Origin of the sequence: Bradyrhizobium sp. 31Argb, assembly GCF_043638955.1 — a bacterium.
Lineage (GTDB): Bacteria > Pseudomonadota > Alphaproteobacteria > Rhizobiales > Xanthobacteraceae > Bradyrhizobium.
In genome coordinates this window covers 1-25,765 of sequence record NZ_JBEGDB010000068.1, presented here as the reverse complement: position 1 = coordinate 25,765, position 25,765 = coordinate 1, and the positions used below count along the sequence as shown (strand labels likewise).

26 protein-coding genes are annotated in these 25,765 nt (G+C 64.6%); 22 read left to right on the top strand and 4 right to left on the bottom strand.

The window, feature by feature from the left end:
• Positions 1-63: 63 nt before the first annotated feature.
• From dapA to AAFX91_RS15865, 4 genes are all read left to right on the top strand, one after another.
• Positions 64-954, top strand: coding sequence for a 4-hydroxy-tetrahydrodipicolinate synthase (gene dapA / locus AAFX91_RS15880; protein ID WP_130584180.1), 891 nt, complete (start codon positions 64-66; stop codon positions 952-954).
• Between the two features lie 59 nt (positions 955-1,013).
• Positions 1,014-1,427, top strand: a complete 414-nt coding sequence (gene mscL, locus AAFX91_RS15875; RefSeq protein ID WP_282530770.1) for a large conductance mechanosensitive channel protein MscL — start codon at positions 1,014-1,016, stop codon at positions 1,425-1,427.
• A gap of 1 nt (position 1,428) precedes the next feature.
• Complete coding sequence (gene smpB, locus AAFX91_RS15870) at positions 1,429-1,902, top strand: SsrA-binding protein SmpB (RefSeq protein WP_130584182.1); 474 nt, start codon at positions 1,429-1,431, stop codon at positions 1,900-1,902.
• Positions 1,903-1,998: 96 nt separating this feature from the next.
• Entirely contained in the window at positions 1,999-2,580 is a 582-nt protein-coding gene (locus AAFX91_RS15865; RefSeq protein ID WP_394567068.1) for a peroxiredoxin, read from the top strand.
• Between the two features lie 89 nt (positions 2,581-2,669).
• Here the strand turns inward: AAFX91_RS15865 and AAFX91_RS15860 are convergent, their stop codons facing one another.
• Together AAFX91_RS15860 and AAFX91_RS15855 are read right to left on the bottom strand one after the other, a co-directional pair.
• The gene (locus tag AAFX91_RS15860; protein ID WP_394567067.1) at positions 2,670-3,335 is read right to left on the bottom strand and encodes a uracil-DNA glycosylase; all 666 of its coding nucleotides are present in this window, start codon (positions 3,333-3,335) and stop codon (positions 2,670-2,672) included.
• The gene (locus tag AAFX91_RS15855; RefSeq protein WP_028166658.1) at positions 3,313-3,954 is read right to left on the bottom strand and encodes an NYN domain-containing protein; all 642 of its coding nucleotides are present in this window, start codon (positions 3,952-3,954) and stop codon (positions 3,313-3,315) included. The genes AAFX91_RS15860 and AAFX91_RS15855 overlap by 23 nt, the downstream gene beginning before the upstream one ends.
• Positions 3,955-4,307: 353 nt before the next feature.
• On the opposite strand from AAFX91_RS15855, the gene rpoZ reads away from it, so the two are divergent.
• From rpoZ to AAFX91_RS15770, 17 genes are all read left to right on the top strand, one after another.
• Positions 4,308-4,700, top strand: a complete 393-nt coding sequence (gene rpoZ / locus AAFX91_RS15850) for a DNA-directed RNA polymerase subunit omega (protein ID WP_027583153.1) — start codon at positions 4,308-4,310, stop codon at positions 4,698-4,700.
• A 217-nt stretch (positions 4,701-4,917) separates the two neighbouring features.
• Positions 4,918-7,203, top strand: coding sequence for a RelA/SpoT family protein (locus AAFX91_RS15845; protein ID WP_394567066.1), 2,286 nt, complete (start codon positions 4,918-4,920; stop codon positions 7,201-7,203).
• A gap of 108 nt (positions 7,204-7,311) precedes the next feature.
• A complete protein-coding gene (locus AAFX91_RS15840; protein ID WP_394567065.1) occupies positions 7,312-8,082 on the top strand; it encodes a pyridoxine 5'-phosphate synthase in 771 nt (256 codons plus the stop codon).
• Positions 8,079-8,498 (top strand): holo-ACP synthase, encoded by a 420-nt coding sequence (gene acpS / locus AAFX91_RS15835; RefSeq protein WP_282530765.1) that lies wholly within the window; start codon positions 8,079-8,081, stop codon positions 8,496-8,498. The genes AAFX91_RS15840 and acpS overlap by 4 nt, the downstream gene beginning before the upstream one ends.
• Positions 8,499-8,782: 284 nt before the next feature.
• Positions 8,783-9,541: a signal peptidase I gene (gene lepB, locus AAFX91_RS15830; RefSeq protein WP_130581846.1), complete on the top strand. Its 759-nt coding sequence runs from the start codon at positions 8,783-8,785 to the stop codon at positions 9,539-9,541.
• Entirely contained in the window at positions 9,538-10,362 is an 825-nt protein-coding gene (gene rnc / locus AAFX91_RS15825) for a ribonuclease III (RefSeq protein ID WP_130581847.1), read from the top strand. Before lepB ends, rnc begins: the two co-directional genes overlap by 4 nt.
• Entirely contained in the window at positions 10,352-11,281 is a 930-nt protein-coding gene (era, locus tag AAFX91_RS15820) for a GTPase Era (protein WP_130581848.1), read from the top strand. The genes rnc and era overlap by 11 nt, the downstream gene beginning before the upstream one ends.
• Before the next feature lie 13 nt (positions 11,282-11,294).
• The gene (locus AAFX91_RS15815) at positions 11,295-11,675 is read left to right on the top strand and encodes a hypothetical protein (RefSeq protein ID WP_130581849.1); all 381 of its coding nucleotides are present in this window, start codon (positions 11,295-11,297) and stop codon (positions 11,673-11,675) included.
• A gap of 120 nt (positions 11,676-11,795) precedes the next feature.
• Positions 11,796-12,551 (top strand): DNA repair protein RecO, encoded by a 756-nt coding sequence (gene recO / locus AAFX91_RS15810; protein ID WP_282530762.1) that lies wholly within the window; start codon positions 11,796-11,798, stop codon positions 12,549-12,551.
• Between the two features lie 132 nt (positions 12,552-12,683).
• Positions 12,684-13,265, top strand: a complete 582-nt coding sequence (locus tag AAFX91_RS15805; RefSeq protein WP_130581851.1) for an aminotriazole resistance protein — start codon at positions 12,684-12,686, stop codon at positions 13,263-13,265.
• Between the two features lie 23 nt (positions 13,266-13,288).
• Positions 13,289-14,839, top strand: coding sequence for an ABC transporter ATP-binding protein (locus AAFX91_RS15800; RefSeq protein WP_282530761.1), 1,551 nt, complete (start codon positions 13,289-13,291; stop codon positions 14,837-14,839).
• Positions 14,826-15,509, top strand: coding sequence for an energy-coupling factor transporter transmembrane component T family protein (locus tag AAFX91_RS15795; RefSeq protein ID WP_394567064.1), 684 nt, complete (start codon positions 14,826-14,828; stop codon positions 15,507-15,509). The genes AAFX91_RS15800 and AAFX91_RS15795 overlap by 14 nt, the downstream gene beginning before the upstream one ends.
• On the top strand, positions 15,506-16,135 hold the full coding sequence (locus tag AAFX91_RS15790) for a phosphoribosyltransferase family protein (RefSeq protein ID WP_394567063.1): 630 nt from the start codon (positions 15,506-15,508) through the stop codon (positions 16,133-16,135). The genes AAFX91_RS15795 and AAFX91_RS15790 overlap by 4 nt, the downstream gene beginning before the upstream one ends.
• Before the next feature lie 77 nt (positions 16,136-16,212).
• Positions 16,213-18,465: a DNA topoisomerase IV subunit A gene (gene parC / locus AAFX91_RS15785; protein WP_130581855.1), complete on the top strand. Its 2,253-nt coding sequence runs from the start codon at positions 16,213-16,215 to the stop codon at positions 18,463-18,465.
• Between the two features lie 211 nt (positions 18,466-18,676).
• On the top strand, positions 18,677-19,606 hold the full coding sequence (locus AAFX91_RS15780) for a cation diffusion facilitator family transporter (protein ID WP_282530758.1): 930 nt from the start codon (positions 18,677-18,679) through the stop codon (positions 19,604-19,606).
• Positions 19,607-19,660: 54 nt separating this feature from the next.
• Positions 19,661-20,620 carry a CDF family Co(II)/Ni(II) efflux transporter DmeF gene (dmeF, locus tag AAFX91_RS15775; protein ID WP_282530757.1) on the top strand — a complete coding sequence of 320 codons (960 nt, stop codon included), beginning with the start codon at positions 19,661-19,663 and terminating at the stop codon, positions 20,618-20,620.
• A 95-nt stretch (positions 20,621-20,715) separates the two neighbouring features.
• Complete coding sequence (locus tag AAFX91_RS15770; RefSeq protein WP_394567062.1) at positions 20,716-21,546, top strand: N-acyl homoserine lactonase family protein; 831 nt, start codon at positions 20,716-20,718, stop codon at positions 21,544-21,546.
• A gap of 21 nt (positions 21,547-21,567) precedes the next feature.
• Here AAFX91_RS15770 and AAFX91_RS15765 read toward each other — a convergent pair whose 3' ends face one another.
• Complete coding sequence (locus tag AAFX91_RS15765; RefSeq protein WP_394567061.1) at positions 21,568-22,728, bottom strand: MFS transporter; 1,161 nt, start codon at positions 22,726-22,728, stop codon at positions 21,568-21,570.
• A gap of 129 nt (positions 22,729-22,857) precedes the next feature.
• Between AAFX91_RS15765 and AAFX91_RS15760 the strand changes: the two genes are divergently transcribed.
• Positions 22,858-24,117: an adenylate/guanylate cyclase domain-containing protein gene (locus AAFX91_RS15760; RefSeq protein ID WP_394567060.1), complete on the top strand. Its 1,260-nt coding sequence runs from the start codon at positions 22,858-22,860 to the stop codon at positions 24,115-24,117.
• 104 nt (positions 24,118-24,221) lie between these two features.
• On the opposite strand, the gene AAFX91_RS15755 is transcribed toward AAFX91_RS15760, so the two are convergent.
• Positions 24,222-25,445 (bottom strand): multidrug effflux MFS transporter, encoded by a 1,224-nt coding sequence (locus AAFX91_RS15755; RefSeq protein ID WP_394567059.1) that lies wholly within the window; start codon positions 25,443-25,445, stop codon positions 24,222-24,224.
• Positions 25,446-25,765 lie beyond the last annotated feature (320 nt).

The window sequence follows — 25,765 nt, the reverse complement described above, 5'->3', positions numbered from 1 at the left end:
ACTCGATATGAATTGGCCTTTCTGACCCGCGCCGCAACCCTTAGAGGTGTTTGGAGGAAGTCCATGGCAGCCAAGACAAAATTCCGCGGCTCGTTCACCGCTTTGGTAACGCCATTCAAGAACGGTTCCGTGGACGAGGCGGCCTTTCGCTCCCTGGTGAACTGGCAGATATCCGAGGGCACCAACGGCCTGGTTCCGGTCGGCACCACGGGCGAAAGCCCGACGCTCAGCCATGACGAGCACAAGCGGGTGGTCGAATGGTGCGTCAGTGAGGCCAAGGGCAGGGTGCCCGTCATCGCGGGCGCCGGTTCCAATTCGACCAAGGAGGCGATCGAGCTGTCCGAGCACGCCGAGCAGGCCGGCGCCGACGCCGTGCTGGTCGTCACCCCCTATTACAACAAGCCGACCCAGGAGGGGCTCTACCAGCACTTCAAGGCGATCAACGATGCGATTGGAATCCCGATCATTATCTACAATATCCCGCCGCGCTCGGTGATCGACATGTCGGTCGACACGATGATGCGGCTGTGGGAACTGAAGAACATCGCCGGCGTCAAGGACGCCACCGCGAGCATGGTGAGGGTGTCGCAGCAGCGGGCGGCGATGGGCGAGGATTTCAACCAGCTCTCGGGCGAGGACGCGACCGTGCTCGGCTACATGGCCCATGGCGGCCATGGTTGCATCTCCGTGACCTCGAACGTGGCGCCGCGGCTATGCGCCGAGTTCCATGCCGCCTGGCAGAAGGGCGATGTCGCGACCGCGCTGAAGCTGCACGACAAGTTGATGCCGCTGCACACCAACCTCTTCGTCGAGAGCAATCCCGGGCCGGTGAAATACGCGATGTCGCTGCTGGGCAAACTGGAGGAGCGGCTGCGGCTGCCGATGGTGCCGGTTGCCGAATCCACGCGCGTGGCCGTGCGCGGTGCCATGGTGCATGCCGGCCTGATTAACTAAAGCACGTCGGGTGGCGCCTGGCTGGTCCGGTCGGCCAGGTCGAGGAGAAGGGGCTTCGCATGCTCAAGGAATTCCAAGAGTTCGCGATGAAGGGCAATGTCGTCGACCTCGCGGTCGGCGTCATCATCGGCGCGGCCTTCGGCGCGATCGTGAATTCGCTGGTCGGCGACGTGATCATGCCCGTGATCGGCGCGATCACCGGCGGGCTCGACTTCTCCAACTACTTCACGCCGCTGTCGAAGGCGGTTACCGCCAGCAACCTCGCGGACGCCAAGAAGCAAGGTGCCGTATTGGCTTGGGGCAGTTTCCTGACGCTGACCCTGAATTTCCTGATCGTCGCCTTCGTGCTGTTCATCGTGATCCGGCTCATGAACCAGTTGAAGCGCAGCCAAGAGGCAGCGCCGGCGCCGGCGAAATTGACCCGGCAGGAAGAATTGTTGACCGAAATTCGCGATCTCCTCAAGAAATCCTGAAGTGGCCGAGAAAAACGAACGTCCGATCAAAGTCGTCGCCGAGAATCGCAAGGCGCGCTTCAACTATGCGATCGAGGACACCATCGAGGCGGGCATTGCACTGACCGGCACCGAGGTGAAGTCGATCCGCGGCGGCAAGAGCACGATCGCGGAGTCCTATGCGGATTCCAAGAACGGCGAGATATGGCTGATCAACGCCAATATCCCGGAATACCTGCAGGCCAACCGCTTCAATCACGAGCCGAAGCGCCCGCGCAAATTGCTGCTTCACAAGAAGCAGATCAGCAAGTTGATGGGCGCGGTCGATCGCGAAGGCATGACGCTGATCCCGCTGAAGCTCTATTTCAACGAACGCGGTCGCGCCAAGCTGTTGCTCGCGGTCGCCAAGGGCAAGAAGCTGCACGACAAGCGCGAGACCGAAAAGAAGCGTGACTGGGGCCGCGAGAAGGGCCGCCTGCTGCGCGCGCGGGGGTGAGATAAGCGAATAGCGAGTGGCGAATGGCGAATAGTGGCGGAGACCTTCCCTATTCGCCATTCGCTACTCGCCATTCGCCACATGACGGAGCGTAAGATGGCTCAACCAAACCTGCTTGAAGTCGACTGGAGCAAGATCCCCGCGCCGACTGATGATGGCGGCGCCGCGCATCTGGAGGGCATGGCGATCCCGCCAGTCAGCCTGGTGGCGACCGACGATACGTCAGTGACACTGTCTTCGCTGAAGGGGCGCACGGTGGTGTTCGCCTATCCGCGCACTGGCGAGCCCGGCAAGATTGCGCTTGTCGACGACTGGGACATGATCCCGGGCGCGCGCGGCTGCACGCCGCAGACCTGCGCCTTCCGCGACCTGTTCGCCGAGCTCAAGGCCGCCGGCGCCAGCCACGTGTTCGGCCTGTCGACGCAGAGCAACGAATACCAGACCGAGATGGCGTCGCGCCTGCATCTGCCGTTCCCGGTGCTCTCGGACGAGACGCTCGAGCTGACGCGGGCGCTCAAACTGCCGATCATGGAGGTGGCGGGGCTGACGCTGATCAAGCGGCTGGCGCTGATCATCGACGACGGGCGCATCACCCACGTCTTCTATCCGGTGTTCCCGCCCGACCGGAACGCCGGCGATGTGCTGGAATGGCTGCGGGAAAATCCGGTAAGCAATTAGATTTGTAGGGTGGGCAAAGCGCAGCGTGCCCACCATTCACGGCCGGTGCAAGAAAGATGGGCACGCTGCGCTTTGCCCACCCTACCGGATCAGCGATCCAAGTCCGCGCGCACCCGAGCGAATACGTCGCGGAACATCTTCGGCGTGAGCACGCCGGTATTCGTGTTGTAGCGCGAGCAGTGATAGCTGTCGTAGAGGTGGATATTGCCTGCCTTGTGCACGGCGCCGTGCGTAAAGGGCGCAGTGGCATTGCGCAGGCCGAGCGCCTTCACCGTCGATTCATGCGCGATGCGGCCGAGCAGGACGATGGCGCGCAGCCTGGGCATGGTCGCGATCGTCGCCACCAGGAACTTTCGGCAAGTGTTGATCTCGATCGGCAACGGCTTGTTCTGCGGCGGCACGCAGCGCACGGCGTTGCTGATCCGGCAATCGATCAGCCGCAAGCCGTCGTCCGGCCGCGCCTCGTAGACGCCCTCGGCAAAGCCGAACTCCAGCAGCGTCGCGTAGAGCAGGTCACCCGCATAGTCGCCGGTGAAGGGGCGCCCCGTGCGGTTGGCGCCCTGCAGCCCCGGCGCCAGCCCGACGATCAGCAGCCGCGCATCTGCATCGCCGAAGGATGCCACCGGCGAATTGAACCAGCCCGGCTGCTTCGTACGCGCCTCGGCGCGAAACTCGGCGAGCCGCGGACAGAGCGGGCAGTTGCGGTCGGGTTCGATGGAGGCGGGAAGGAGGCTAGTCGTCGAAATCGTCGTCATCGGCCCGGGGCGCCGTGGTGGTGGCGCGCTGCAGGAATTGCGGCGCGTGGTGGCGAGACTCGCCGCGCTCGCGCGGGGCCGGGCGCTCGGACGGGTCGCGGCCGAGCTTGGATTGCAGTTCCACCAGGTCGGTGAAGACGTCGGCCTGGCGGCGGAGTTCGTCGGCAATCATCGGCGGCTGGCTTGCGATGGTCGAGACTACGGTTACCCGGACGCCGCGCCGCTGCACCGCCTCGACGAGCGAGCGGAAATCGCCGTCGCCGGAGAACAGCACCATCTGGTCGATATGCTCGGCAAGTTCCATCGCATCGACCGCGAGCTCGATGTCCATGTTGCCCTTCACCTTGCGGCGGCCGCTGGCGTCGATGAACTCCTTCGTGGCCTTGGTGACGACGGTGTAGCCGTTGTAGTCGAGCCAGTCGATCAGCGGCCGGATGGACGAATACTCCTGATCCTCGATGATGGCGGTGTAGTAGAAGGCGCGGAGCAGGGTGCCGCGGCTCTGGAATTCCTTCAGGAGGCGCTTGTAGTCGATGTCGAACCCGAGCGTCTTGGCGGTTGCATACAGATTGGCTCCATCGATAAAGAGCGCGATCTTGTTGGAAACGGGTGACGACATCAAAGTTTCTCGCCTTTTGTTAGCTTCTCGGCGCAGCGGCGACGAGCCGCGCACCTTAGTTTCGCGTTGCAGCCTAAAGTCCGGTGAATCTTTCCCAACCACAGTCACCATCGCAATTATGGTGCGGCGAGGGCGAAATACCTACACTTTTGACGATGCAATGAAGAGAGTTACTTGTCCACAACGGCGCTTAGCCGCGTTACGGACGCTCCGGCCTTCTGGCCCCCTCACGGGTTAGCAGAGGTTTGGGCGAAGGCAAATCACAAATTTAATCTTGCGAAACCCCGCTTCGCCCTATAACTAACGCACAATAATCAGCAAATTCCTGTCCCAACTTAACGGAGCGACAGCATATGGCGCGCGTCACCGTCGAAGATTGCATTGATAAGGTCGACAACCGGTTCGACCTGGTCCTGTTGGCTGCCCATCGCGCTAGGATGATATCCTCGGGATCACAACTCACGGTTGATCGAGACAACGACAAGAACCCGGTCGTGTCGCTCCGCGAGATCGCGGACCAGACTATTTCCCCGGAAGACCTGCGCGAGGAACTGGTGCACTCGCTGCAGAAGTTCGTCGAGGTCGACGAGCCGGAGCCCGACACCGTGCCGCTGATCGGTTCGGCCGGCGCCAGCGTCGATGCTGACGATACGGAAGTGGCGATGGAGCGGATGACCGAGGAAGAGCTGCTGAAAGGCCTCGAGGGCCTCGCGCCGCCGGAAGAGCAGCCCGAAGAGGACGAATAGGTCCTCGCGGCGGTCCCCCCAACACGGTTGGACTGGCTGAAGGCCCGGGCATTGTCCGGGCCTTTGCTTTTGTTGACATTCCGACCGCGAGATGCGTCCCTCAAGCCTTGACGGAAATTGAACGATTTTCGGTTCGAACAGGCTAAAGCTTGGTTCGAAAGCGCACTAGATTAGAGGCGCGAGCCGCGGTTGGCTCGCGAGTTGAGGCAGTCATTCCATGGCGTATTGGCGCCGCACACCCCGCCAGATGCAGGCCGCGACCGACGCGGTCGCGGTGGCGCCTGACTCCGCGGTGGTGCAGAAGCCGCCCAAACCGCGCGCCCGCATGATGCGGCAGTACGACCTGGTCGAGCGCGTCCGCTCCTACAATCCCGATACCAACGAAGACCTTTTGAACCGCGCCTATGTCTACGCCATGAAGGCGCATGGCACCCAGACCCGGGCGTCGGGCGATCCCTATTTCTCGCACCCGCTCGAGGTGGCGGCGATCCTGACCGGCCTCAAGCTCGACGACGCCACCATCGTCGCGGCGCTGCTGCACGACACCATCGAGGATACCGAGGCGACGCGGGCCGAGATCGACCAGGTGTTCGGCCACGAGATCGGCGCGCTGGTGGAGGGGCTGACCAAGTTGAAGCGGCTCGAGCTCGTCTCGCGCGAGGCCAAGCAGGCGGAGAACCTGCGCAAGCTCCTGCTCGCGATCGCCGACGACGTCCGCGTGCTCCTGATCAAGCTCGCCGACCGCCTGCACAACATGCGCACGCTGGAGTTCGTGCCGCCGGCCTCGCGCCGCCGCATCGCCGAGGAGACGCTGGATATCTACGCGCCGCTCGCCGGCCGCATGGGCATGCAGGAGATGCGGGAGGAACTCGAGGACCTCTCGTTCCACGTGCTCGATCCGGAAGCCTATGCGGTGGTCAAGCATCGGCTGGATGCGCTCGCCGAGCGCAACCGCAATCTGATCGGCGAGATCGAAAGCCAGCTTTCGAAGAACCTGCAGAAGAACGGCCTTTCCGCGCGCGTGTACGGCCGGCGCAAGCAGCCGTTTTCGATCTGGACCAAGATGGAGCGCAAGTCGATCGGCTTCGAGCAGTTGTCCGATATCTACGGCTTCCGGATCGTGCTTGGCGACGTCGAGGCCTGCTACCGCGCGCTCGGCGTCGTGCACACGACCTGGCCGGTCGTGCCCGGGCGTTTCAAGGACTACATCTCGACGCCGAAGCAGAATGACTACCGTTCGATTCACACCACCGTGATCGGTCCCGGCAAGCAGCGCGTCGAGCTGCAGATCCGCACCGAGGAGATGAACCAGATCGCCGAATTCGGCATCGCGGCACATGCGTTCTACAAGGACGGCACGGGCTCGCCGACCGAGCGGTTGAAGCACGAGTCCAACGCGTTTGCCTGGCTGCGCCATACCATCGGCATTCTCTCCGAGAGCGCCAATCCGGAAGAGTTCCTGGAGCACACCAAGCTAGAGCTGTTTCACGATCAGGTGTTCTGCTTCACGCCGAAGGGCAAGCTGATCGCGCTGCCGCGCAACGCGAATGTGATCGACTTCGCCTATGCCGTTCACACCGACGTCGGCAACAGCGCGGTCGGCTGCAAGATCAACGGCAAGTTCGCGCCGCTGTCCTCCGAGCTGCAGAACGGCGATGAAGTGGAGGTCCTGACCTCGAAGGCGCAGTCGGCGCCGCCGTCGGCCTGGGAAGCGCTCGCGATCACCGGCAAGGCGCGCGCCGCGATCCGGCGCGCCACCCGCGCCGCGGTGCGCGACCAATATGCCGGGCTCGGCCGTCGTATCATCGACCGCCTGTTCGCCCGCGCCAAGATCGAATACGCCGACGACAAGCTGAAAGGCGCATTGCCGCGGCTGGCGCGCACCTCGATCGAGGATGTCCTGGTTTCCGTCGGCCGTGGCGAACTGAAAGCCTCCGACGTCGCGCGCGCGATGTATCCGGATTACAAGGAAGAGCGGCTGGTGCGCTACGGCACCAAGAAGGCGCTTGCCGCCAAGGCGCAGACGCCACCGCATCCGGCGCGTGCGGCTTCGGTGATCCCGGTGCGCGGCATCAATTCCGAATTGCCGGTCAAGTTCGCGCCAAACGGCGGCGCGGTGCCGGGCGACCGCATCGTCGGCATCGTGACGCCGGGCGAGGGGATCACGATCTATCCGATCCAGTCGCCGGCGCTGAAGGATTTCGAGGACGAGCCCGAGCGCTGGCTCGACGTGCGCTGGGACATCGACGAGACCATGCCGCAGCGCTTCCCGGCGCGCATCCTGGTCCACAACGTCAACGAGCCCGGCAGCCTCGCGCAGATCGCGACCGTGATCGCCGAGCATGACGGCAACATCGACAACATCCACATGTCGCGCCGCTCGCCTGACTTCACCGAGCTGACCATCGACCTCGAGGTCTATGACCTCAAGCATTTGAGCGCTATTCTCGCCCAGTTGCGCGCGAAGGCCGTGGTCGCACGGGTCGAGCGCGTCAATGGGTAGATCATCGTCATTGCCGGGCTTGACCCGGCAATCCATCTTTTCAAGAAGATGGATGCGCGGGTCGAGCCCGCGCATGACAGTCTAGGTTTTCTGGCAGCGAGTTACATCATGCCCGTTCCGCCGCTCCGCCTTGGAGTCAATGTCGATCACGTCGCGACGCTGCGTAATGCGCGGGGCGGGGCGCGGCCCAATCCGGTGCGCGCGGCGCTCTTGGCCATCGAGGCCGGTGCCGACGGCATCACCGCGCATCTGCGCGAGGACCGGCGCCACATCCGCGATGAGGACATGGCGCGGCTGAAGGCGGAGATATCAAAGCCCCTCAATTTCGAGATGGCGGCGACCGACGACATGCTCCGGATTTCGCTCGCCACCAAGCCGCATGCGGTCTGCCTGGTGCCGGAACGGCGGCAGGAGCTTACCACCGAGGGCGGGCTGGACGTGGTCGGCCAGCATAATGCCCTGGCCCCGTTCATCGCGCGGCTGAGCGACGCCGGCATCCGGGTATCGCTGTTCATCGCCGCCGACCCCCGGCAGATCGAAATGGCGGCGAAGTTGAAGGCGCCGGTAATCGAGATCCACACCGGTGGCTGGTGTGATGCCGTGGTCGACGGCGACAGGGAAAAAGCGGAAGCCGAGTGGCGGCGCATCGTCGAAGGCGCCAAAATGGCGCAGGCGGCCGGGCTCGAGGTCCATGCCGGCCACGGGCTCGACTATGACACAGCCGAGACGATTTCGGCATTGCCCGAGATCAGGGAACTCAATATCGGCTACTTCATGATCGGCGAGGCGATCCTGGTCGGCTTGAAGGAGACCGTCCGCGCCATGCGCGAGGCGATGGACCGTGGCCGCAAGGCGATCGAGGGTGCGGGCGCGGCATGATCCTCGGCATCGGCTCAGACCTGATCGACATCACCCGGATCGCCAAGGTGATCGAGCGCCACGGCGACCGTTTCCTCGATCGCATCTTCACCGACGTCGAGCGCGCCAAGGCGCTGCGCCGCGCCAACAGCGAGAAGATGGTGGTCGCGACCTATGCCAAGCGTTTCGCCGCCAAGGAGGCCTGTGCCAAGGCGCTCGGTACCGGGATCATGCGCGGCGTCTGGTGGCGCGATATGGGGGTGGTGAACCTGCCCGGGGGGCGCCCGACCATGCGGTTGACCGGCGGGGCACTGGAGCGGCTCAAGCAAATCACCCCTGATGGACTCGAGGCGCAGATCGACCTTTCGATCACCGACGACTGGCCGCTCGCGCAGGCCTTCGTCATAATTTCGGCGGTCGCACCGGCCAAACCTTGAGTCGGTGGACAGTGCGGCGCTCCGGAATCGGGTAAAACTAAAAAATCGTTGATTTTTCAATTGATTATGAAGTTTTAACGTGGCTCTTGATTGCGCGCCCCGTAACAACCGTCTAAAACGCCGCAGGGTAAACCGAGCCAGGGCAAATTCGGGTTCGCGCCGGGACTTGCTCTCTACACCAGACGTAGGAACATCTTCGTGACGCGAACGCGGAAAGCGCGATTCGCGTGAGGAGCGCGTTCTGCCACCGCGCAGTTAAGGCAGTTGCGGGAATTGGGAAAGCGATGAGCGTGACCACAGGGACGAAATCCGAAAGCGGCCTCGGCGAGACAGTCCGGGTCGTCATCCATGCGCTGATCATCGCGCTCGTGATCCGTACCTTCCTGTTCCAGCCCTTCAACATCCCGTCCGGCTCGATGAAGGCGACGCTGCTGGTCGGCGACTACCTGTTCGTGTCGAAATATTCCTACGGCTACAGCCACTACTCGATCCCGCTGTCGCCGCCCCTGTTCTCCGGCCGCATCTTCGGCTCGGAGCCGAACCGCGGCGACATCGTCGTCTTCCGCCTGCCGAAGGATGATTCGACCGACTACATCAAGCGCGTGATCGGGTTGCCCGGCGACCGCATCCAGATGAAGGAAGGGCTGCTCTACATCAACGACGTCCCGATCAAGCGCGAGCGGCTCAGCGACTTCATCGGCGAGGACCCCTGCGGATCCGAGGCGACCGCACGCGTCAAGCGCTGGAAGGAGACGCTGCCCAACGGCGTCAGCTATGAGACGCTGGATTGCGTCGACAATGGCTTCTACGACAACACCAATGTCTACACCGTGCCGGCCGGCCACTTCTTCATGATGGGAGACAATCGCGACAATTCGACCGACAGCCGCGTGCTGTCGGCGGTGGGCTACGTGCCCTTCGAGAACCTCGTCGGCCGCGCGCAGATGATCTTCTTCTCGATCGGCGAGGGCGAGCACGCCTGGATGTTCTGGCGTTGGCCGACCGCGGTGCGCTGGAATCGCCTATTCACCATCGTGCGATGAAAGACGATACGCCTGTCATCCAGAGTCTTCCGACTGCCGGCGAGCCGAGCGAGCAGCCCGACGCGGTCGGCACCGCTGCGCCGAAGAAGAAGCGCAGCAAGGCCAGCAAGGCGGTCGCCGAGAAGGAGGCGGTCGCTGCAACCGAGGCGCGTATCGGCTACAAGTTCTCGGATCCGGCGCTATTGATGACGGCGTTCACCCATGTTTCCGCGCTGAAGCCGGCCACCCGCCACCGCGCCGACAGCTACCAGCGGCTTGAGTTCCTCGGCGACCATGTGCTCGGATTGATCATCTCCGACATGCTCTATCGCGCCCATCCACGCGCGGACGAGGGCGAATTGTCGAAGCGTCTCGCCGATCTCGTGCGCAAGGAAAGCTGCGCCGACGTCGCAGAGCAACTCGGCCTGCTCGACGACATCAAGCTCGGCATGGTCAAGGCGGTCGAGGGGGCACGGTTGCGCAAATCCGTGCTGGGCGACGTCTGCGAGGCCGTGATCGGGGCGATCTTCCTCGACGGCGGCTACGAGGCCGCGGCGAAATTCGTCGAGCGGAACTGGATCGACCGGATGCGCAAGCTCCGCCGGCCGCTGCGCGATCCCAAGACCATGCTACAGGAATGGGCGCAGAGCAGGGGCCTGCCGACGCCCGTCTACCGCGAGGTCGAACGCACCGGGCCGCATCACGATCCGCAATTCCGCGTTGCCGTCGATCTGCCGGGCTTGGCGCCGGCCGAAGGCGTCGGCCCGAACAAGCGCGCGGCGGAGAAGGCGGCGGCGTCCGCAATGATCGCCCGCGAAGGCGCCGGCAGTCATGACGGCTGAGTCGAGGGCGGAGGCCGATCCGGCCGGGACGCGTTGCGGCTTCGTCGCCCTGATCGGGGCGCCGAACGTCGGCAAGTCGACGCTCGTCAACGCGGTGGTCGGCTCGAAGGTCACCATCGTCTCGCGCAAGGTGCAGACGACGCGCGCGCTGATCCGCGGCATCGTGATCGAGGGCAATGCGCAGATTATCCTGGTCGACACGCCCGGCATCTTTGCGCCGCGGCGGCGGCTGGACCGCGCCATGGTGTCGACTGCCTGGAGCGGGGCGCATGACGCCGACCTCGTCTGCGTGCTGCTCGATGCCAAGTCCGGCATCGATGCGGAAGCCGAGGCGATCTTCGCCAAGCTCGATAGCGTCGCCCATCCGAAGATCCTGGTGCTGAACAAGATCGACCTGGTGCCGCGCGAAAAACTGCTGGCGCTGGCGAAGACCGCCAATGACCGCCTGCGGTTCGAGAACACTTTCATGATCTCGGCGTTGTCAGGCGATGGTGTGGACGATCTGCGCAGGGCGCTGGCAAGCATGGTGGCCGCCGGGCCGTTCCTCTATCCCGAGGACCAGATGTCGGACGCGCCGATGCGGCACCTGGCGGCCGAGATCACGCGGGAGAAGATCTACCAAAAGCTCCACCAGGAGCTGCCGTACCAATCGACGGTGGAGACCGATAGCTGGACCGAGCGCAACGACAAGTCGATCCGCATCGAGCAGACGATCTTTGTCGAGCGCGAGAGCCAGCGCAAGATCGTGCTCGGCAAGGGCGGCGCCACGATCAAGTCGATCGGCGCGGAGGCGCGGAAGGAGATCGCCGAGATCACGGGCGTTCCCGTGCATCTGTTCCTGTTCGTCAAGGTGCGCGAAAATTGGGGCGACGATCCCGACCGCTACCGGGAAATGGGACTGGAGTTTCCCAAGGAATGATCGGGCTCTTCCGATGAAAGTACCCAGAAACGTGCTTCTGTTCGAGGTGCTGCTGTATCTGTCGCTGACGCTGGACGCGCTGTCGGTGGCGTTCCAGGACCGCACCCCGGGTGGCGAGATGACCGAGCAGATGATCACGGTCGTCACCTGGATGCAGGCCGGCCTGATCCTGCTGCTGGTCTACTTCGTCTACCTGGCGGCGCAGCACCGCAAGAACTGGCCGCGCTGGGTGCTGGCGGCGGTGCTATTGCTGTCGGTGATCTCGCTGTTGCAGGTGATCGGCAGCACCGGCATCCAGCTCGACAGCGGCGTCGAGGTGATCTCCTGCGCGCTGACGGCGGCGGGGCTCTATTTCTCCTTCACCGGCGACGCCCACGGCTGGTTCAACGCGTGAGGATGCGTAGGGCGGATTAGCCGTAGGGTGGGCAAAGCGAAGCGTGCCCACCATTCACGATCGGTGCAAGAGAGGTGGGCACGCTACGCTTTGCCCACCCTACATGCTACTCTCCACCCCATGGAATGGACCGACGAGGGCATCGTGCTCGGGGTGCGGCGGCATGGCGAATCTTCCGCCATTGTCGAGCTCCTGACGCGCGAGCACGGCCGCCATCTCGGCCTGGTGCGCGGCGGAGCCAGCGCGCGGATGCGGCCGCTGCTGCAGCCCGGCAACAGCGTCACCGCGATCTGGCGGGCGCGGCTCGACGAACATCTCGGCTATTACCAGCTCGACGGTACGCAGTTGCGCGCGGCGAACCTGCTGGCGTCGTCGCATGCCGTTTATGGCGTCACCCATCTGGCTTCACTGGCGCGGCTGTTGCCGGAACGCGATCCGCACCAGGACATCTACGAGATGCTGGAGCGGACGCTGGATGATTTCGAGGATGCCGGCGGTGCCGCTATCCATCTCATTCGTTTCGAGCTGGCGATGCTGGCCGAACTCGGCTTCGGGCTCGACCTCTCGAACTGCGCGGCGACCGGCGCGACCTCCGAACTGGTCTACGTCTCGCCGAAATCGGGCGGGGCGGTATCGCGCGCCGCCGGCGAACCCTGGCGCGACCGCCTGATGCGGCTGCCGCCCTTCCTGCGCGATGACGATGACGGCGCGGGCGCCTGCTCGGACCAGGACCTGCTCGACGGCTTTGCGCTCACCGGCCGCTTCCTCCTGCGCAACGTGCTCGAGCCGCGCGGGCAGGGGCATTCCGACGCCAGGGACGGCTTCATCAACGCGGTGGTGCGCCGTCGGGCCCGGATCGCGGTCACCCCGTCCTGACGGCAATGCGCGCCGAAATTGCCAACCTACACATGGTGGTTCTATTGCGTGCAACCCTCGGCCCGTTCCATGCCGCATGGCCCGAAACTTGCCTGAAAAATCTCAGGGCAAACTCATAACGGGGAGCATGCAATGAGTACGCAAATCACCTACAGCGAATCCGACTCGGTCGGTTTCTTTCCCATCGTCCTTGCGGTCGTCTGCGGCGTGGCGACGGGCGTGTTGTGGGCCTACGCCAATCCGATCCAGCTCGTGCCGGGCGTGATCCAGTGGCGCATCTTCGCGTTCCTGCCGCCCTTGATCGGGCTTCTGCTCGGGCCGAAGAGCGGGTTCATCTGCGGCTATATCGGCACCATCGTCTGGTCGCTGCTCGCCGGCACCTTCATTCCCGCGCATTCGCTTGTTGTCGACGGCATCATGGTCGGACTCACGGGCGCCGTGCCGCCGATGCTGGTCAATCTGCGCAAGACCAATTTCGATCTGTCGATGCCGGTGCTGCTCAAGATAGCGGTGATCTGCGCGGTGGTCGGCATAATCATGGTGGCGGCGGTGTCGGCGAGTCTGGCGGTGCTCGGCATTTTCCCGTTCTGGTATGCGATGCTCTATATCGGCCTGTCCGACATCGTGCCGATGGTGATCGGAACGCCGCTGCTGGTACGTCCGGGCGCAAGGCTGCTTGCCGGCATCAGTCGGGGCACGCTGCACCGGTTTTGACCGCCCTTCGGGAGCGCTACTTGATGCTTGATCTGCGTGGGGTGAGCGTCGGCTTTCGGGCCGACGCTCACGTGCTGTCCGATATCAACCTCTGTCTCGAAGCCGGCAGCACCACGATTGTGACGGGGGCGGGCGGTTCGGGAAAATCGACGCTGCTTGCGGTCGCGGCCGGTCTCATTCCGAAGCTGATCCGGCCTCACCACATGCAGGGCGCGGTATCGCTTGACGGCACCGATCTCGGGGCAATCGGCGGCAGCGACTTGTTTCGCCGCGTCGGCCTCGTGCTGCAATCGGTCGAGGACCAGGTCTGGGACCTTTCCGTCGAGGATCTGATCGCCTTTCCGCTGGAGAACCGCGGCGTGGCGCAGGCGGAGATCCGCACGCGCGTCGGCAGCGTGATCGAGCAGATGAATATCGGCCGGCTGATCGGGCGCACGGTGCGCACGCTCTCGGGCGGCGAACGACGGATTGCGGCGCTCGCCTCGGCGCTGGTCTGGCAGCCGGATGTACTGATCCTGGACGAGCCGACCAGCGGGCTCGATCCTGACGCGCGGCTGCGCATGATCGGAATCCTGCGCGAGCTTAAGAGAACGAAGCTGACGCTGTTGATCGCCGAGCAGGATCTCGCCCGGTTCGATGATGTGGCCGATCGCGTGGTGTTCCTGAAGGAGGGCGGCATCGTCGACGATCTGCCCTGGCAGGCGGCCGTGCGCGCTACCACGCCGTATGCGGTCGCCGGTATCGAGCCGCCCTTTGCGCCGCCGGTGCCTCGGGCTGTGGTGCAGCCGGCACAGTCGGACGCGGCGCTCTCGGTCAAGCAGCTTTCGAGTACGCTCCGCCGTCCGAACGGCGAGCCGGTGCTGCGGTCGATCGAGCTTTCGCTTGGAAAAGGCGAGGTGGCGGGGCTGATTGGCAGCAACGGCGCCGGCAAGACGACGCTGATGCGCACGCTGCTCGGCCTGCAGAAGGCGGCCGGCGGAGCGATCGAGATCGGCGGCCGCGATAGCGCCGGCTGGACCATCGCGCAGCGGGCGCGCGAGATCGGCTATGTCGCGCAGAACTTGCGGCGGATGTTCTTCCTGCTCTCGGTCGTGGAGGAGGTCGTGTTCTCGCTGTCCGGCGGCGATGCCGGCGCCAAGGCCGTGGCTGCGCATCGCGAGCGGGCGATCGAGCTTCTGAAGGGCGTCGGCCTCGGCGATCGCGCGGAGCTTTCGCCATTCGCGCTGTCGGCGCGCGAGCAATTGATGCTGGCGCTGGTCTGCATCGAGGCGACCGCACCGTCGGTCGTGATCCTGGATGAGCCGCTGATCGCCTGCGATAGCGTCTCGCGTGCCGGCGTGCTGGCCTTCCTCGACCGCTGCCGCACGCGGGGCTGTGCGGCGCTCCTGGTCTCGCACGACCTGCAGCTTGTCGACCGCGCCGCCGACCGCGTGCTGATCCTGGAGGATGGCCGGCTGGCGTTCGACGGGACGACCGAGGCGGCCTGGTCTTCGGACGTATTCGCGCGCCGCGGCTGGCCGCGCCCGGATCGCAATGCGGCGTCGATCGGAGGAGGCCACCGTGCATCGGCTTGATCGCATCAATCCGTTCGTCAAATTGCTGGCGGCGCTGGTGCTGTCATCGCTCGGCTGGGTCGCCGGCAGCGCGTTCGTTGCCGGCTTGCTCGCCGCGATCGTGCTGGCGGTCGTGATTGCCTGCCGGCTGCCGCAGACCAAAGGCTATCTGAAACTGATGGCGCTGGTCGGCGGCCTGGTGACGCTGAGCTGGACCTTGAGCTTCGTCTGGAACGGGACGCCGCTCGCCGCTGCGATGGATGATGCGCTGCGCATGGCATTCCGCCTGATCGCGACCACCGGCAGTTTCTTCGTCGCGATCGAGACCACTTCGGCCGGCACGCTGCTCGCGGCCTGCAGCCGGCTGCGGTTGCCGGGTTCGCTGACGCTCGTGCTGGTGCTCGTGATCGGCATGATCCCGCTGATGCGCGAGGAGTTTTACAGCATCGGCGAGACCCAGCGGGCGCGGGGCCTCGAACTCGACCGCGGGCCGCTGCCGCGACGCATTCTCTACGCGCTGGCGCGCGGCGTGCCTCTGATGGTGCAGACGTTTCGCATGGCTGAGACGATCGCGCCGGCGCTGTCGATCTACGGCTTCGACCCGAAGATGGCGCGCACAAGCTGGCGCGACATCGGCTGGCTCACCATCCAGACCGACTTTCCTCTGACAAACCGGGGCAGGACCACATGAGCGCACTCACACCCGCCACCTATACCGTCGACGTTGGCGGCGAGCCGACGGAGCTGCCGCTCGTCGCAATCAACGAGCGGCTGGCGATTTCGCTGCTGATGGTGATCGACATGGGCGTCGGCTTCGGCGAGCGGATCGGAAAGGTGCTGGCCGTGCGGCTGAAGGAGAAGAAGCCGGACATCGTGGTCGGCGCGGCGACGCTCGGCATTCCCGTTGCGATCGAAGTCTCGCGTCATCTCGGGCTCGACCAATATGTCATCGTGCAGAAGTCACCGAAGATTCATTTGGGCGACGCGCTGGTCGAATATGTGCAATCGGTGACCTCATCCGGCTCGCAGCGACTCCTGCTCGACCGCCGGGCGATCCCGCTCCTGAGGGGCAGGCGGGTCGTCGTGGTCGATGACGTGGTGGCGACCGGCTCGAGCCTAGCTGCGACCTTGAAGCTGGTGCGGCAGGCCGGCGCCGAGGTCGTCGGCGTCGGCGTGATCCTGACCGAGGGGCACGAGTGGAAGAAGGTGCTGGGCGCCGATGCCAGTCTCGTGACCGGGCTCGGCCATATCCCGCAATTCAACATCGCCGATGGCCATGCCACGCCGGATCCCGCGACCCTAGCGGGCGCGGGCTGAAAAATCGGGCTTTTTCTGCGGGGTATGGTGCCGAATCGATTCTTGCCCGATTCGCCCGAAGCGGTTAACCCGTCGGCATGGGAAAAGCACTGATTCCGCCGGAACCGCCAGAGGTTCACGAGGTACCGCTGCGCGATGCGCTGGAAGAGCGCTATCTCGCTTACGCGCTCTCGACCATCATGCATCGCGCGCTGCCGGACGCCCGTGACGGGCTGAAGCCGGTGCACCGGCGCATCCTTTACGGGATGCGGCTGCTGCGCCTCGATCCGGGCTCGCCGTTCAAGAAATCGGCGAAGATCGTCGGCGACGTGATGGGCTCGTTCCATCCGCATGGCGACCAGGCGATCTACGACGCCATGGTGCGCCTCGCGCAGGATTTCTCCTCGCGCTATCCGCTGGTCGACGGCCAGGGCAATTTCGGCAATATCGACGGCGATAACCCGGCTGCCTACCGCTACACCGAAGCGCGCATGACCGATGTCGCGCGGCTGCTGCTCGAGGGCATCGACGAGGACGGCGTCGAGTTCCGCGCCAACTACGACGGCCAGTCGAAGGAGCCGGTGGTTCTGCCGGGCGGCTTCCCGAACCTACTCGCCAACGGTTCGCAAGGCATCGCGGTGGGCATGGCGACCTCGATCCCGCCGCACAACGCCGCCGAGCTGTGCGACGCCGCGCTACATCTGATCGAGAAGCCCGACGCCAAGTCGAAGGCCCTGTTGCGGTGGGTCAAGGGACCGGATTTCCCGACCGGCGGCATCATCATCGATTCCAAGGAAGCGATCACCGAGGCCTACACCACCGGCCGCGGCTCGTTCCGCACCCGCGCGCGCTGGAAACAGGAAGAGGGTGCGCGCGGCACCTGGGTGATCGTGATCACCGAAATCCCTTGGTTGGTGCAGAAATCGCGCCTGGTCGAGAAGATCGCCGAGCTGCTTAACGAGAAGAAGCTGCCGCTGGTCGGCGACGTCAGGGACGAATCGGCCGAGGACATCCGTCTCGTGATCGAGCCGAAGTCACGCACGGTCGACCCTGAGCTGATGATGGAATCGCTGTTCCGGCTGACCGAGCTGGAAAGCAAGATTTCGCTGAACCTCAACGTGCTGGTCAAGGGCCGCATCCCCAAGGTGGTGGGCCTCGCCGAGTGCCTTCGCGAGTGGCTCGACCATCTGCGCGATGTGCTGGTGCGCCGCTCCAACTACCGCAAGGGCCAGATCGAGAACCGGTTGGAAATCCTCGGCGGCTACCTGATCGCCTATCTGAACATCGACAAGGTGATCAAGATCATCCGCACGGAGGACGAGCCGAAGCCGGTGCTGATGAAGACCTTCAAGCTCACCGAGATCCAGGCCGAAGCCATCCTCAACATGCGCCTGCGCTCTCTGCGCAAGCTGGAGGAGATCGAGATCCGGACCGAGGAGAAGGACCTCCGCAAGGAGCTGAAGGGCATCGAGTCGCTGCTCCGCTCCGAGACCGAGCAATGGGCCAAGGTCGGCGAGCAGGTGCGGAAGGTCCGCGATATGTTCGGGCCGAAGACGCCGCTCGGCAAGCGCCGTACCACCTTTGCGGATGCGCCCGAGCATGATCTCGCCGCGATCGAAGAAGCCTTCGTCGAGCGCGAGCCGGTCACCGTCGTGATCTCCGAGAAGGGCTGGGTGCGTACGCTCAAGGGGCATGTTGCCGATCTCTCGGGCCTTGCCTTCAAGACCGACGACAAGCTCGATCATGCCTTCTTTGCCGAGACCACGTCGAAGCTCCTGCTGTTCGCCACAAACGGGAAATTCTACTCGCTCGATGTGGCAAAGCTGCCGGGCGGCCGCGGCCATGGCGAGCCGATCCGCATGTTCATCGACATGGAGCAAGATGCCGCGATCGTGTCGCTGTTCGTCAACAAGGGCGGCCGCAAATTCCTGGTCGCGAGCAGCGAAGGGCAGGGCTTCGTCGTCAATGAGGACGATTGCGTCGGCACCACCCGCAAGGGCAAGCAGGTGCTGAATGTCGATATGCCGAACGAGGCGCGCACGCTCGCAACCGTCGCAGGCGACACCGTGGCGGTGATCGGCACCAACCACAAGATGGTGCTGTTCCCGCTTGACCAGGTGCCGGAAATGGCCCGCGGCCGCGGCGTGCGGTTGCAGAAATACACCAGCGCCTCGCTGTCCGACGTCGCGGTGTTCGATTCCAAGGCGGGCCTGACCTGGAAGGACTCCGCAGGCCGCGAGCATGGCATGAGCATGAAGGAGCTCGCCGACTGGCGCGGCAACCGCGCCGACGCCGGCCGCCTCGCGCACGGTCTGCCGAAGTCGAACAAGTTCAACCGCGGGATCGAGTAGTGGCTGGCTGTTGTAGCCCGGATGGAGCGAAGCGCAATCCGGGGCCGGCCCATCCGCGTCGAGATAGTCCCGGATTACGCTTCGCTCCATCCGGGCTACGTTTTCTCGCTTCAACAATCGCCAGCGGTGGTTATGGTCCCGGCTCAAGGCCGGAACGACAGCGAAATTGCTGTAATAGTATTCGTAAATCGGCGCGCTATAAATTCTTCCCATGGCGCATCAACATCACGATCACTCCCATGCGCATGATCATGCCGGGCACAGCCATGCCCCGGATGATTTTGGCCGGGCGTTTGCCATTGGCGCATCGCTCAACACCGCCTTCGTGATCGCCGAGCTGGTGTTCGGCTATGCCGCCAATTCGCTGGCGCTGATCTCCGATGCCGTCCACAATCTTTCCGACGTGTTCTCGCTGCTGCTGGCATGGGGCGCGGCGTGGCTTGCGGGAAGGCGGCCGACGGAGACGCATACTTACGGCTATCGCCGCGCCTCGATCCTCGCCGCGCTGTTCAATGCCGGGCTCCTGCTGGTCGCGGTCGGCGGCATCGCGGTGGAGGCGGTCAACCGGCTGCGCGAGCCGGCCGAGGTGGCGGGCTGGACGGTGGTCTGGGTCGCGGCGCTCGGCATCCTCGTCAATGGCGGCACGGCGCTGCTGTTCATGCGCGGCCGGCACGGCGACCTCAACATCCGCGGCGCCTATCTCCATATGGCCGCCGATGCCAGCGTCTCGCTGGGCGTCGTCATCGCCGCCCTGCTGATCATGTCGACGGGATGGTTGTGGATCGACCCGGCAATCAGCCTCGTCATCGCGATCGTCGTGCTGGTCAGCGGCTGGGGTCTGATGCGCGATAGCGTCAACCTCGCGCTCGATGCGGTGCCGAGGGGCATCGAACTGGTCGAGGTGAGGGATTTTCTGCGCACGCTCGATGGCGTCTCGGAGGTGCACGATCTGCACATCTGGGCCATGAGCACCAACGAGACGGCGCTGACCGCCCATCTGGTGCGGCCGGGCGGACATGACGATGCGTTCCTGCACCGCGTCTGCACGGAGCTCTCGCACCGCTTCAAGATCCATCATGCGACGCTGCAGGTCGAGGCCGACGGCGCCGCCTGTAAACTCGCGCCCGAGGAACTAGTCTAACGGCCGTCCGTCGCAATCGCTATATTCGACGGGCGGACTATCCGGAGATGAACCATGCATTCGCATTCGATCGAACAGTGGACCCACGATCACGCGTTCCTGGGAGCGACGCACGCCCATAACGAACGGCGCACCTGGCTGGTGGTGGCGCTCACCACGGTCATGATGATCGGGGAGATCACGGCGGGGTGGTGGTCCGGCTCGATGGCGCTGCTCGCCGACGGCTGGCACATGGGAACGCATGCGGCGGCGCTGGGCATTGCCGGGCTGGCCTATCTGTTCGCACGGCGCCAGTTGGGCAACGAGCACTTCAGTTTCGGCACCGGCAAGTTCGGCGATCTCGCCGCCTTTGCCAGCGCGATCATCCTGGCGATGATCGCCGTGCAGGTCGCCTGGGAAAGCGTGGACCGGCTGTTCCATCCGGTGTCCATTGCCTATGGCGAGGCGATCTCGGTTGCGGTGCTCGGACTTGCCGTCAACCTCACCAGCGCCTGGCTGCTGCGAGACGACCACGACCATCATCACGGTCATGGCCATTCTCATGACCATGACGACCACCATCATCACCATCACGACAACAATCTTCGAGCGGCCTATGTCCACGTGATGGCGGATGCCGCAACCTCCATCCTCGCCATCGCGGCGCTGCTGGTTGCGATGTCCGCGGGGTGGGTGTGGGCCGATCCGGCAGTCGGGATCATCGGCAGCGCCGTGATCGCGAGCTGGGCCTATGGCCTGATCAAGGCGTCAGGCGCGATCCTGCTCGACGTCAGCGCCGACAAGAAGCTCGAGGCGGTCATTCGCGACCGGCTCGAGACCAAGGGCGACCGCGTCACCGATCTGCATCTGTGGCAGGTTGGCCCCGGTCATCGCGCGGCGGTGATCTCGGTTGTCTCCGACCATCCGCTGCCGCCCGCGACCTACAAGCGCCGCCTCGGCGGCCTGCACGGTCTCAGCCATGTCACGATCGAGGTCGAGACGTGTCCGCATCACGAGCCGGCGCACGCCGCTTGAGAGATCAAAAGACCGTCAATGGCGACGATTGCCGCTGGCGATGACGTAATATTCCTTCCTCGAACGCTGGGGTCGATTGGTCGAGGGAGCAGAACGTGAAGACAACAATCGGTGTTGCGGTGGTGTTGCTGTCGGTTGCGGCGGCTGCGGGTCCTGCGCGGGCGCAATCGGAAAAGCCCGGCGTCGAGAAGCTTTACATCCTCAATTGCGGAGAGGGTGTTGCGGGCGACATCTCGCGCTGGTCGCCCGGTGTCAACGAAGGCAAGTCGATGGATTTCGTCGACAACTGCTATCTGATCAAGCACGCGCAAGGGTGGTTCCTGTGGGATACCGGTATTCCCGACGCGGTGGCGGGCATGCCCGACGGGCTCGTGCCGCCGGATCCGAAAGCGGTGACCTGGCGGCGTCCCAAGACGCTGGCCGCGCAGCTCGACCAGATCGGCGTGAAGCCGTCCGACATCAAGGCGATGGCGGTCTCGCATACCCATCCCGACCACATCGGCAATGTGGAGATGTTCCCGACCGCGATGCTCTATGTGCAGAAAGCCGAATATGATTGGCCCGGTGCCGACAACCAGCCGCGCTTCAAGGCGGAGCATCCGGTGACCAAGCTGGACGGCGACCGCGATGTGTTTGGTGACGGCAATGTGGTGATCCTGTCGACGCCCGGGCACACGCCGGGCCACCAGTCGCTGTTGGTGAAACTGCCGAAGACCGGGGCGGTCGTACTTTCGGGCGACGCCGTTCACTTCAGGGACAACTGGGATAACCGCCGGGTGCCGTCGATGAATGCCAGCAAGGAGCAGACGACGGCCTCGATGCAGAAGATCGCGGAGACGCTCACGAAAGAGAAGGCGCAACTCTGGATCAATCACGACAAGGCCCAGCGCGATAGCCTGAAGATGGCACCGGCGTTTTATGAGTGATGGAGCAGATGGAGTGGCTGCCTATTGTGGTGTCGGCTTGGTGTCGCGCAGCAGGAGCAGTGCGCCGAGCGCCGCGAGACTGAGCCCGGAGGAGACGATCAGGATGCCATTGCCCATGCGCTCGAGCAACAGCCCGAACAGCAACGGGGCCGCCGCCTGCGCCATCCGGGCCGGCGCGCCGATGATGCCGAGGCGGTAGGCGTAATTCTGCGCGCCGAAGATCGCGAGCGGCAAGGTGCCGCGCGAAATGGTCAGGATGCCATTGCCGGCGCCGTGGCACAGCGCGAACACGCTTGCCGCGCCGCCGCCGGCGATCGCCACGATCGCGGCGCCAATCGGATGACCGAGACAGGCCAATTCGGTCGAAAGCAGCGGGTGGTAGCGGCTGAGCAGCCACGCCTCGATCGTGCGCGCGCCGACCTGGGCCGGCCCGATCAGGGCGCCGGCGGCGATTGCCTGCACCGGGGTCGCGCCGGCCGCTTCCAGGATGCGCGGGAAGTGCGCCGCCATCGCGCCGGTGACGGTCCAGGCGGTCGCGAACGCAAACGCCAGCAGGATCATCGGCCGGTCGATCGGGATATGCGGCTTCACCGCATTGGCCGCCGCGGCCTTGGCGCCGGGGATTGGCGGCAACATCAGCCAGTTGAGCGGCAGGCCGATCAGAAGATGTGCCGCCGCCCAGGCAAAGCAGGTATCGCGCCAACCGATCGTCTCCAGCCCCCACGCACTCAGCGGCCAGCCGACGGTGGAGGCAAAGCCCGCCATCAGCGTGATGCCCGTGATCGGGCGCCGCGCCGCCTCGCCATAGATGCGCCCGAGCGCGCCGAAGGCGGCATCATAGAGGCCGTACCCCATGCCGACCCCGAGGAAGAGCCAGGCGAGCAGCAGCAGCGGAATGGACTGCGTGAGGCCGAGCAGCACGAGCCCTGCCGCCAGCGTCAGATTGGAGATCGACAGCACGGACCTGCCGCCGACCAGGTCGATCTGGCGGCCGATCCGGGGGCCGAGCAGGGCCGAGAGCACGAGCGAGGCGGAGAAGGCGGCGAAGATCCAGTTGGGCGCGATGCCGAGATCGCTGGCGATGGGATCAGCGAGCACCGCGGGCAGGTAATAGCTCGAGGCCCAGGCGAGCGTCTGGGTGGTGCCGAGCGCCAGAATGATCGGAAGCTGCCGGGCGCTCATCGGTCCGTCGCGTTTCTGTCTTGCCTCGTTGTTCCCGCATTTGCCGCTGCCGCGGAAGTGTCGTCAAGTCGCGCCCGAGGAGCGCCGACCGATCTTTCGCGCGACATGATTGCCCGGCATAATCCGCGTATGGAACTCACACCCCGCCTGCGCCTGATGAACTGGCTGGTCAGACAGGGTCTGACGGGCCTGCCCGAAAACGACCTGCTGCGCGGCTTCTGCGAACGCTGCCGCGCGGCCGGAATGCCGCTGTCGCGCGCCATCGTCTTCATCGACACGCTGCACCCGATCTTCGAAGGCCGCGGATTCCGCTGGAACGACAGCGAGACCAACGAAAGCGATGCTTTCGAATACGGCTCGACCAGCAGCGGCGATGCCAGCCAGACCTGGCGGCGCTCGACCTTCTACCACATGCTGGAAAGCGGGCAGGACGAGATGGCGATCGACCTGGCCGATTGCGCCACGCTCGATTTCTCGATGATCAACGAACTCGCGGAAAAGGGCCACAAGCATTTCATCTCCTTCGTGCACCGGTTCGGCGAAGCCGGCACGATCGGCGAGATGGACTGCTTCTACTCCTACTGGACCACCCGCCAGTCCGCGGGGTTTGGCGAGCATCACATGGCAGCATTGCGCGACCTGGTGCCGGTGCTGGGGTTGGCGGTGAAATCAGCAGCGCAGGTCGACATCGCGCGCACCTTAGGGCGCGTCTATCTCGGGCGAGAGATGGCCGAGCAGGTGATGCGCGGCCGCATCTCGCGCGGCGTCACGGAGCGCATCAAGGCAGTGTTGTGGTATTCGGACGTTCGCGGCTCGACCGCGATCAGCGAGCGCATCGGGCCGGACGAGATCATCCCGTTCCTCAACGATTATGCCCAGGCTTCGATCGACGCGATCCATGACGCCGGCGGCGAGGTGCTGAAGCTGATCGGCGACGGAGTGCTGGCGATGTTCACGCAGAAGAACATGGGAGTCGCAAAACGGGCTGCGCTCCGCGCCGAGCACCGCTTGCGCCGCAATTTGAATGCGCTCAACGCCCGCCGCGCCGGCGAGGGACGACCGACCACCTCAGCCTATGTCGGCTTGCATGTGGGCGAGGTGTTCTATGGCAATATCGGCAGCGAGGACCGGCTCGATTTCACCGTGGTAGGGCCCGCGGTCAACGAGGTCAGCCGGATCGCTTCGATGTGCAGCTCGGTCGACCGGGAGCTGCTGACTTCGCAGGCCTTCCGCGACGGCCTGGATGGGGCGGGGCGGAACTATCTGGTTTCGACCGGCCGCTTTGCGCTGCGCGGCATCAGCCGGGCGCAGGATCTCTATACGCTCGATCCGGACGTGGCGACGGACGAGGTGGTGGCCGGAAAGTACGAGCGCTATCTCGCGAGCTAGCTCCGCTTTGCCTGTAGCCCGGGTGAAGCGGAGCGCAATCCGGGGACGCCGCAAACGCGGACGCAGATGTCCAGGGTTGGGCTCCGCTCCACCCGGGCTACGCGCTATTGGCCTTGCTTGGCCCGCAGCGCGTACAGGGCGACCGCTATCAGTGAGAACGCGGTCAACACCACGCCGAGCCCGAACATCGCCTGGTGCGACACGGTCGCAGCGAGCCATACCCCGATCGCCGCGCTCATCATCTGCCAGAAGCCGAGTAGCGCGGAAGCCGCACCGGCCTTTTCGCCGAAGGGTGATAGCGCCTGCGCGACGCCGAGTGGGTTGACGATGCCCATGCCGAGCAGGAACACGCTCATCGCAGTCAGGAACGGCAGGAAGCTCGGGGTGAAGAGCGAGACCAACAACATGGCACCGCCGCCGATGGCTGCCACCAACAGTGCGCCCTTGATCGAGCGGTCGAGGCCAAAGCGCGGCGCAAGCCTTGTCGCGAGCCAGCCGGAGGCGAATACAATCAGCACGGTGCCGGCGAAGAACAGACCGAGCTCGATCGGTGAGAAATGCAGCGCCTCGATCAAGATCCGGGGCGCGGCCGAGAACATCGCAAACAGACCTCCCATAATCAGGCTGACGGTTGCCGTTGGCACAACGAAGCGGCGATCTGCGATCAGACCGAGATAGGTGCGCGTGATGGCGAAGGGGTTGAGCGCAATCCGCGTCGAGTGGTGGGTCTCTCCGAGTGTGGCGCCATAAGCGAGCGCGCCAAGCGCCGCAAACGCCGCGACGAGCACGAATTCCGAGCGCCAGCCGAAATAGTGATCGAGCGCGCCGCCGAGCAGCGGCGAGAAACCCGGCGCCGCCGCCATCGCGATCATGATCAGCGCCATCGCGCGTGCCAATGCCGCGCCCGTAAACAGGTCGCGGGCAATGGCACGCGACAGCACCGATGTTGCGCAGGCGCCTGTGGCCTGGACGACGCGCCCGATCAAGAGGTTCGGGAGGTCTTCCGCAAGGCTGCACCAGACGCTGCCGGCGAAGAACACCGCGAAACCGATCAGAACCGGCCAGCGACGGCCGAAGCGATCCGAGATCGGACCGACGACGAGCTGGCCGAGCGCGAACACGGCGAGAAAGATGGTGATGGCCGACGTGACCGCCGCGGTCGTCACATTCAGCGAGGCCGCCATCTGCGGCAGCGACGGCAGCAGGATGTTGGTGGCCAGCGTGCCGGTCGCCGCAAGCGCGGCCAGAATCGCGATCTGCAGGACGCCGGAGGAGGATTGGGGGCGAGATGCGGCGGCAGCATCAAGGGTTGCGGTCTGGTCAGTCATGGTGTTCCCGCTCGGATATTGAATGACATGTATCATACAAAGCGGGAAAGACCAGCCACTAATTTTGCCGTCATGGCCGGACATCCGGTCATGACGTAGAACATTCTCCAATCGTGGATGAGGTCAGTTGAGTCCTTCTCTCATCAACACGCCGCCGGTTCGCTGACTATGTCGGGTTGCCTGACGAGCGAGACCGCGGGCGACAGCAGGATCACCAGCGCCTGTGCGCCGAAGATTGCCGCGCGTATTGCCTCACCTGAGGATGTTACTTTCGCTTGACGGATGTAGCTCCGACTGTCGGCCGGTCCGAGGTTGCGTCA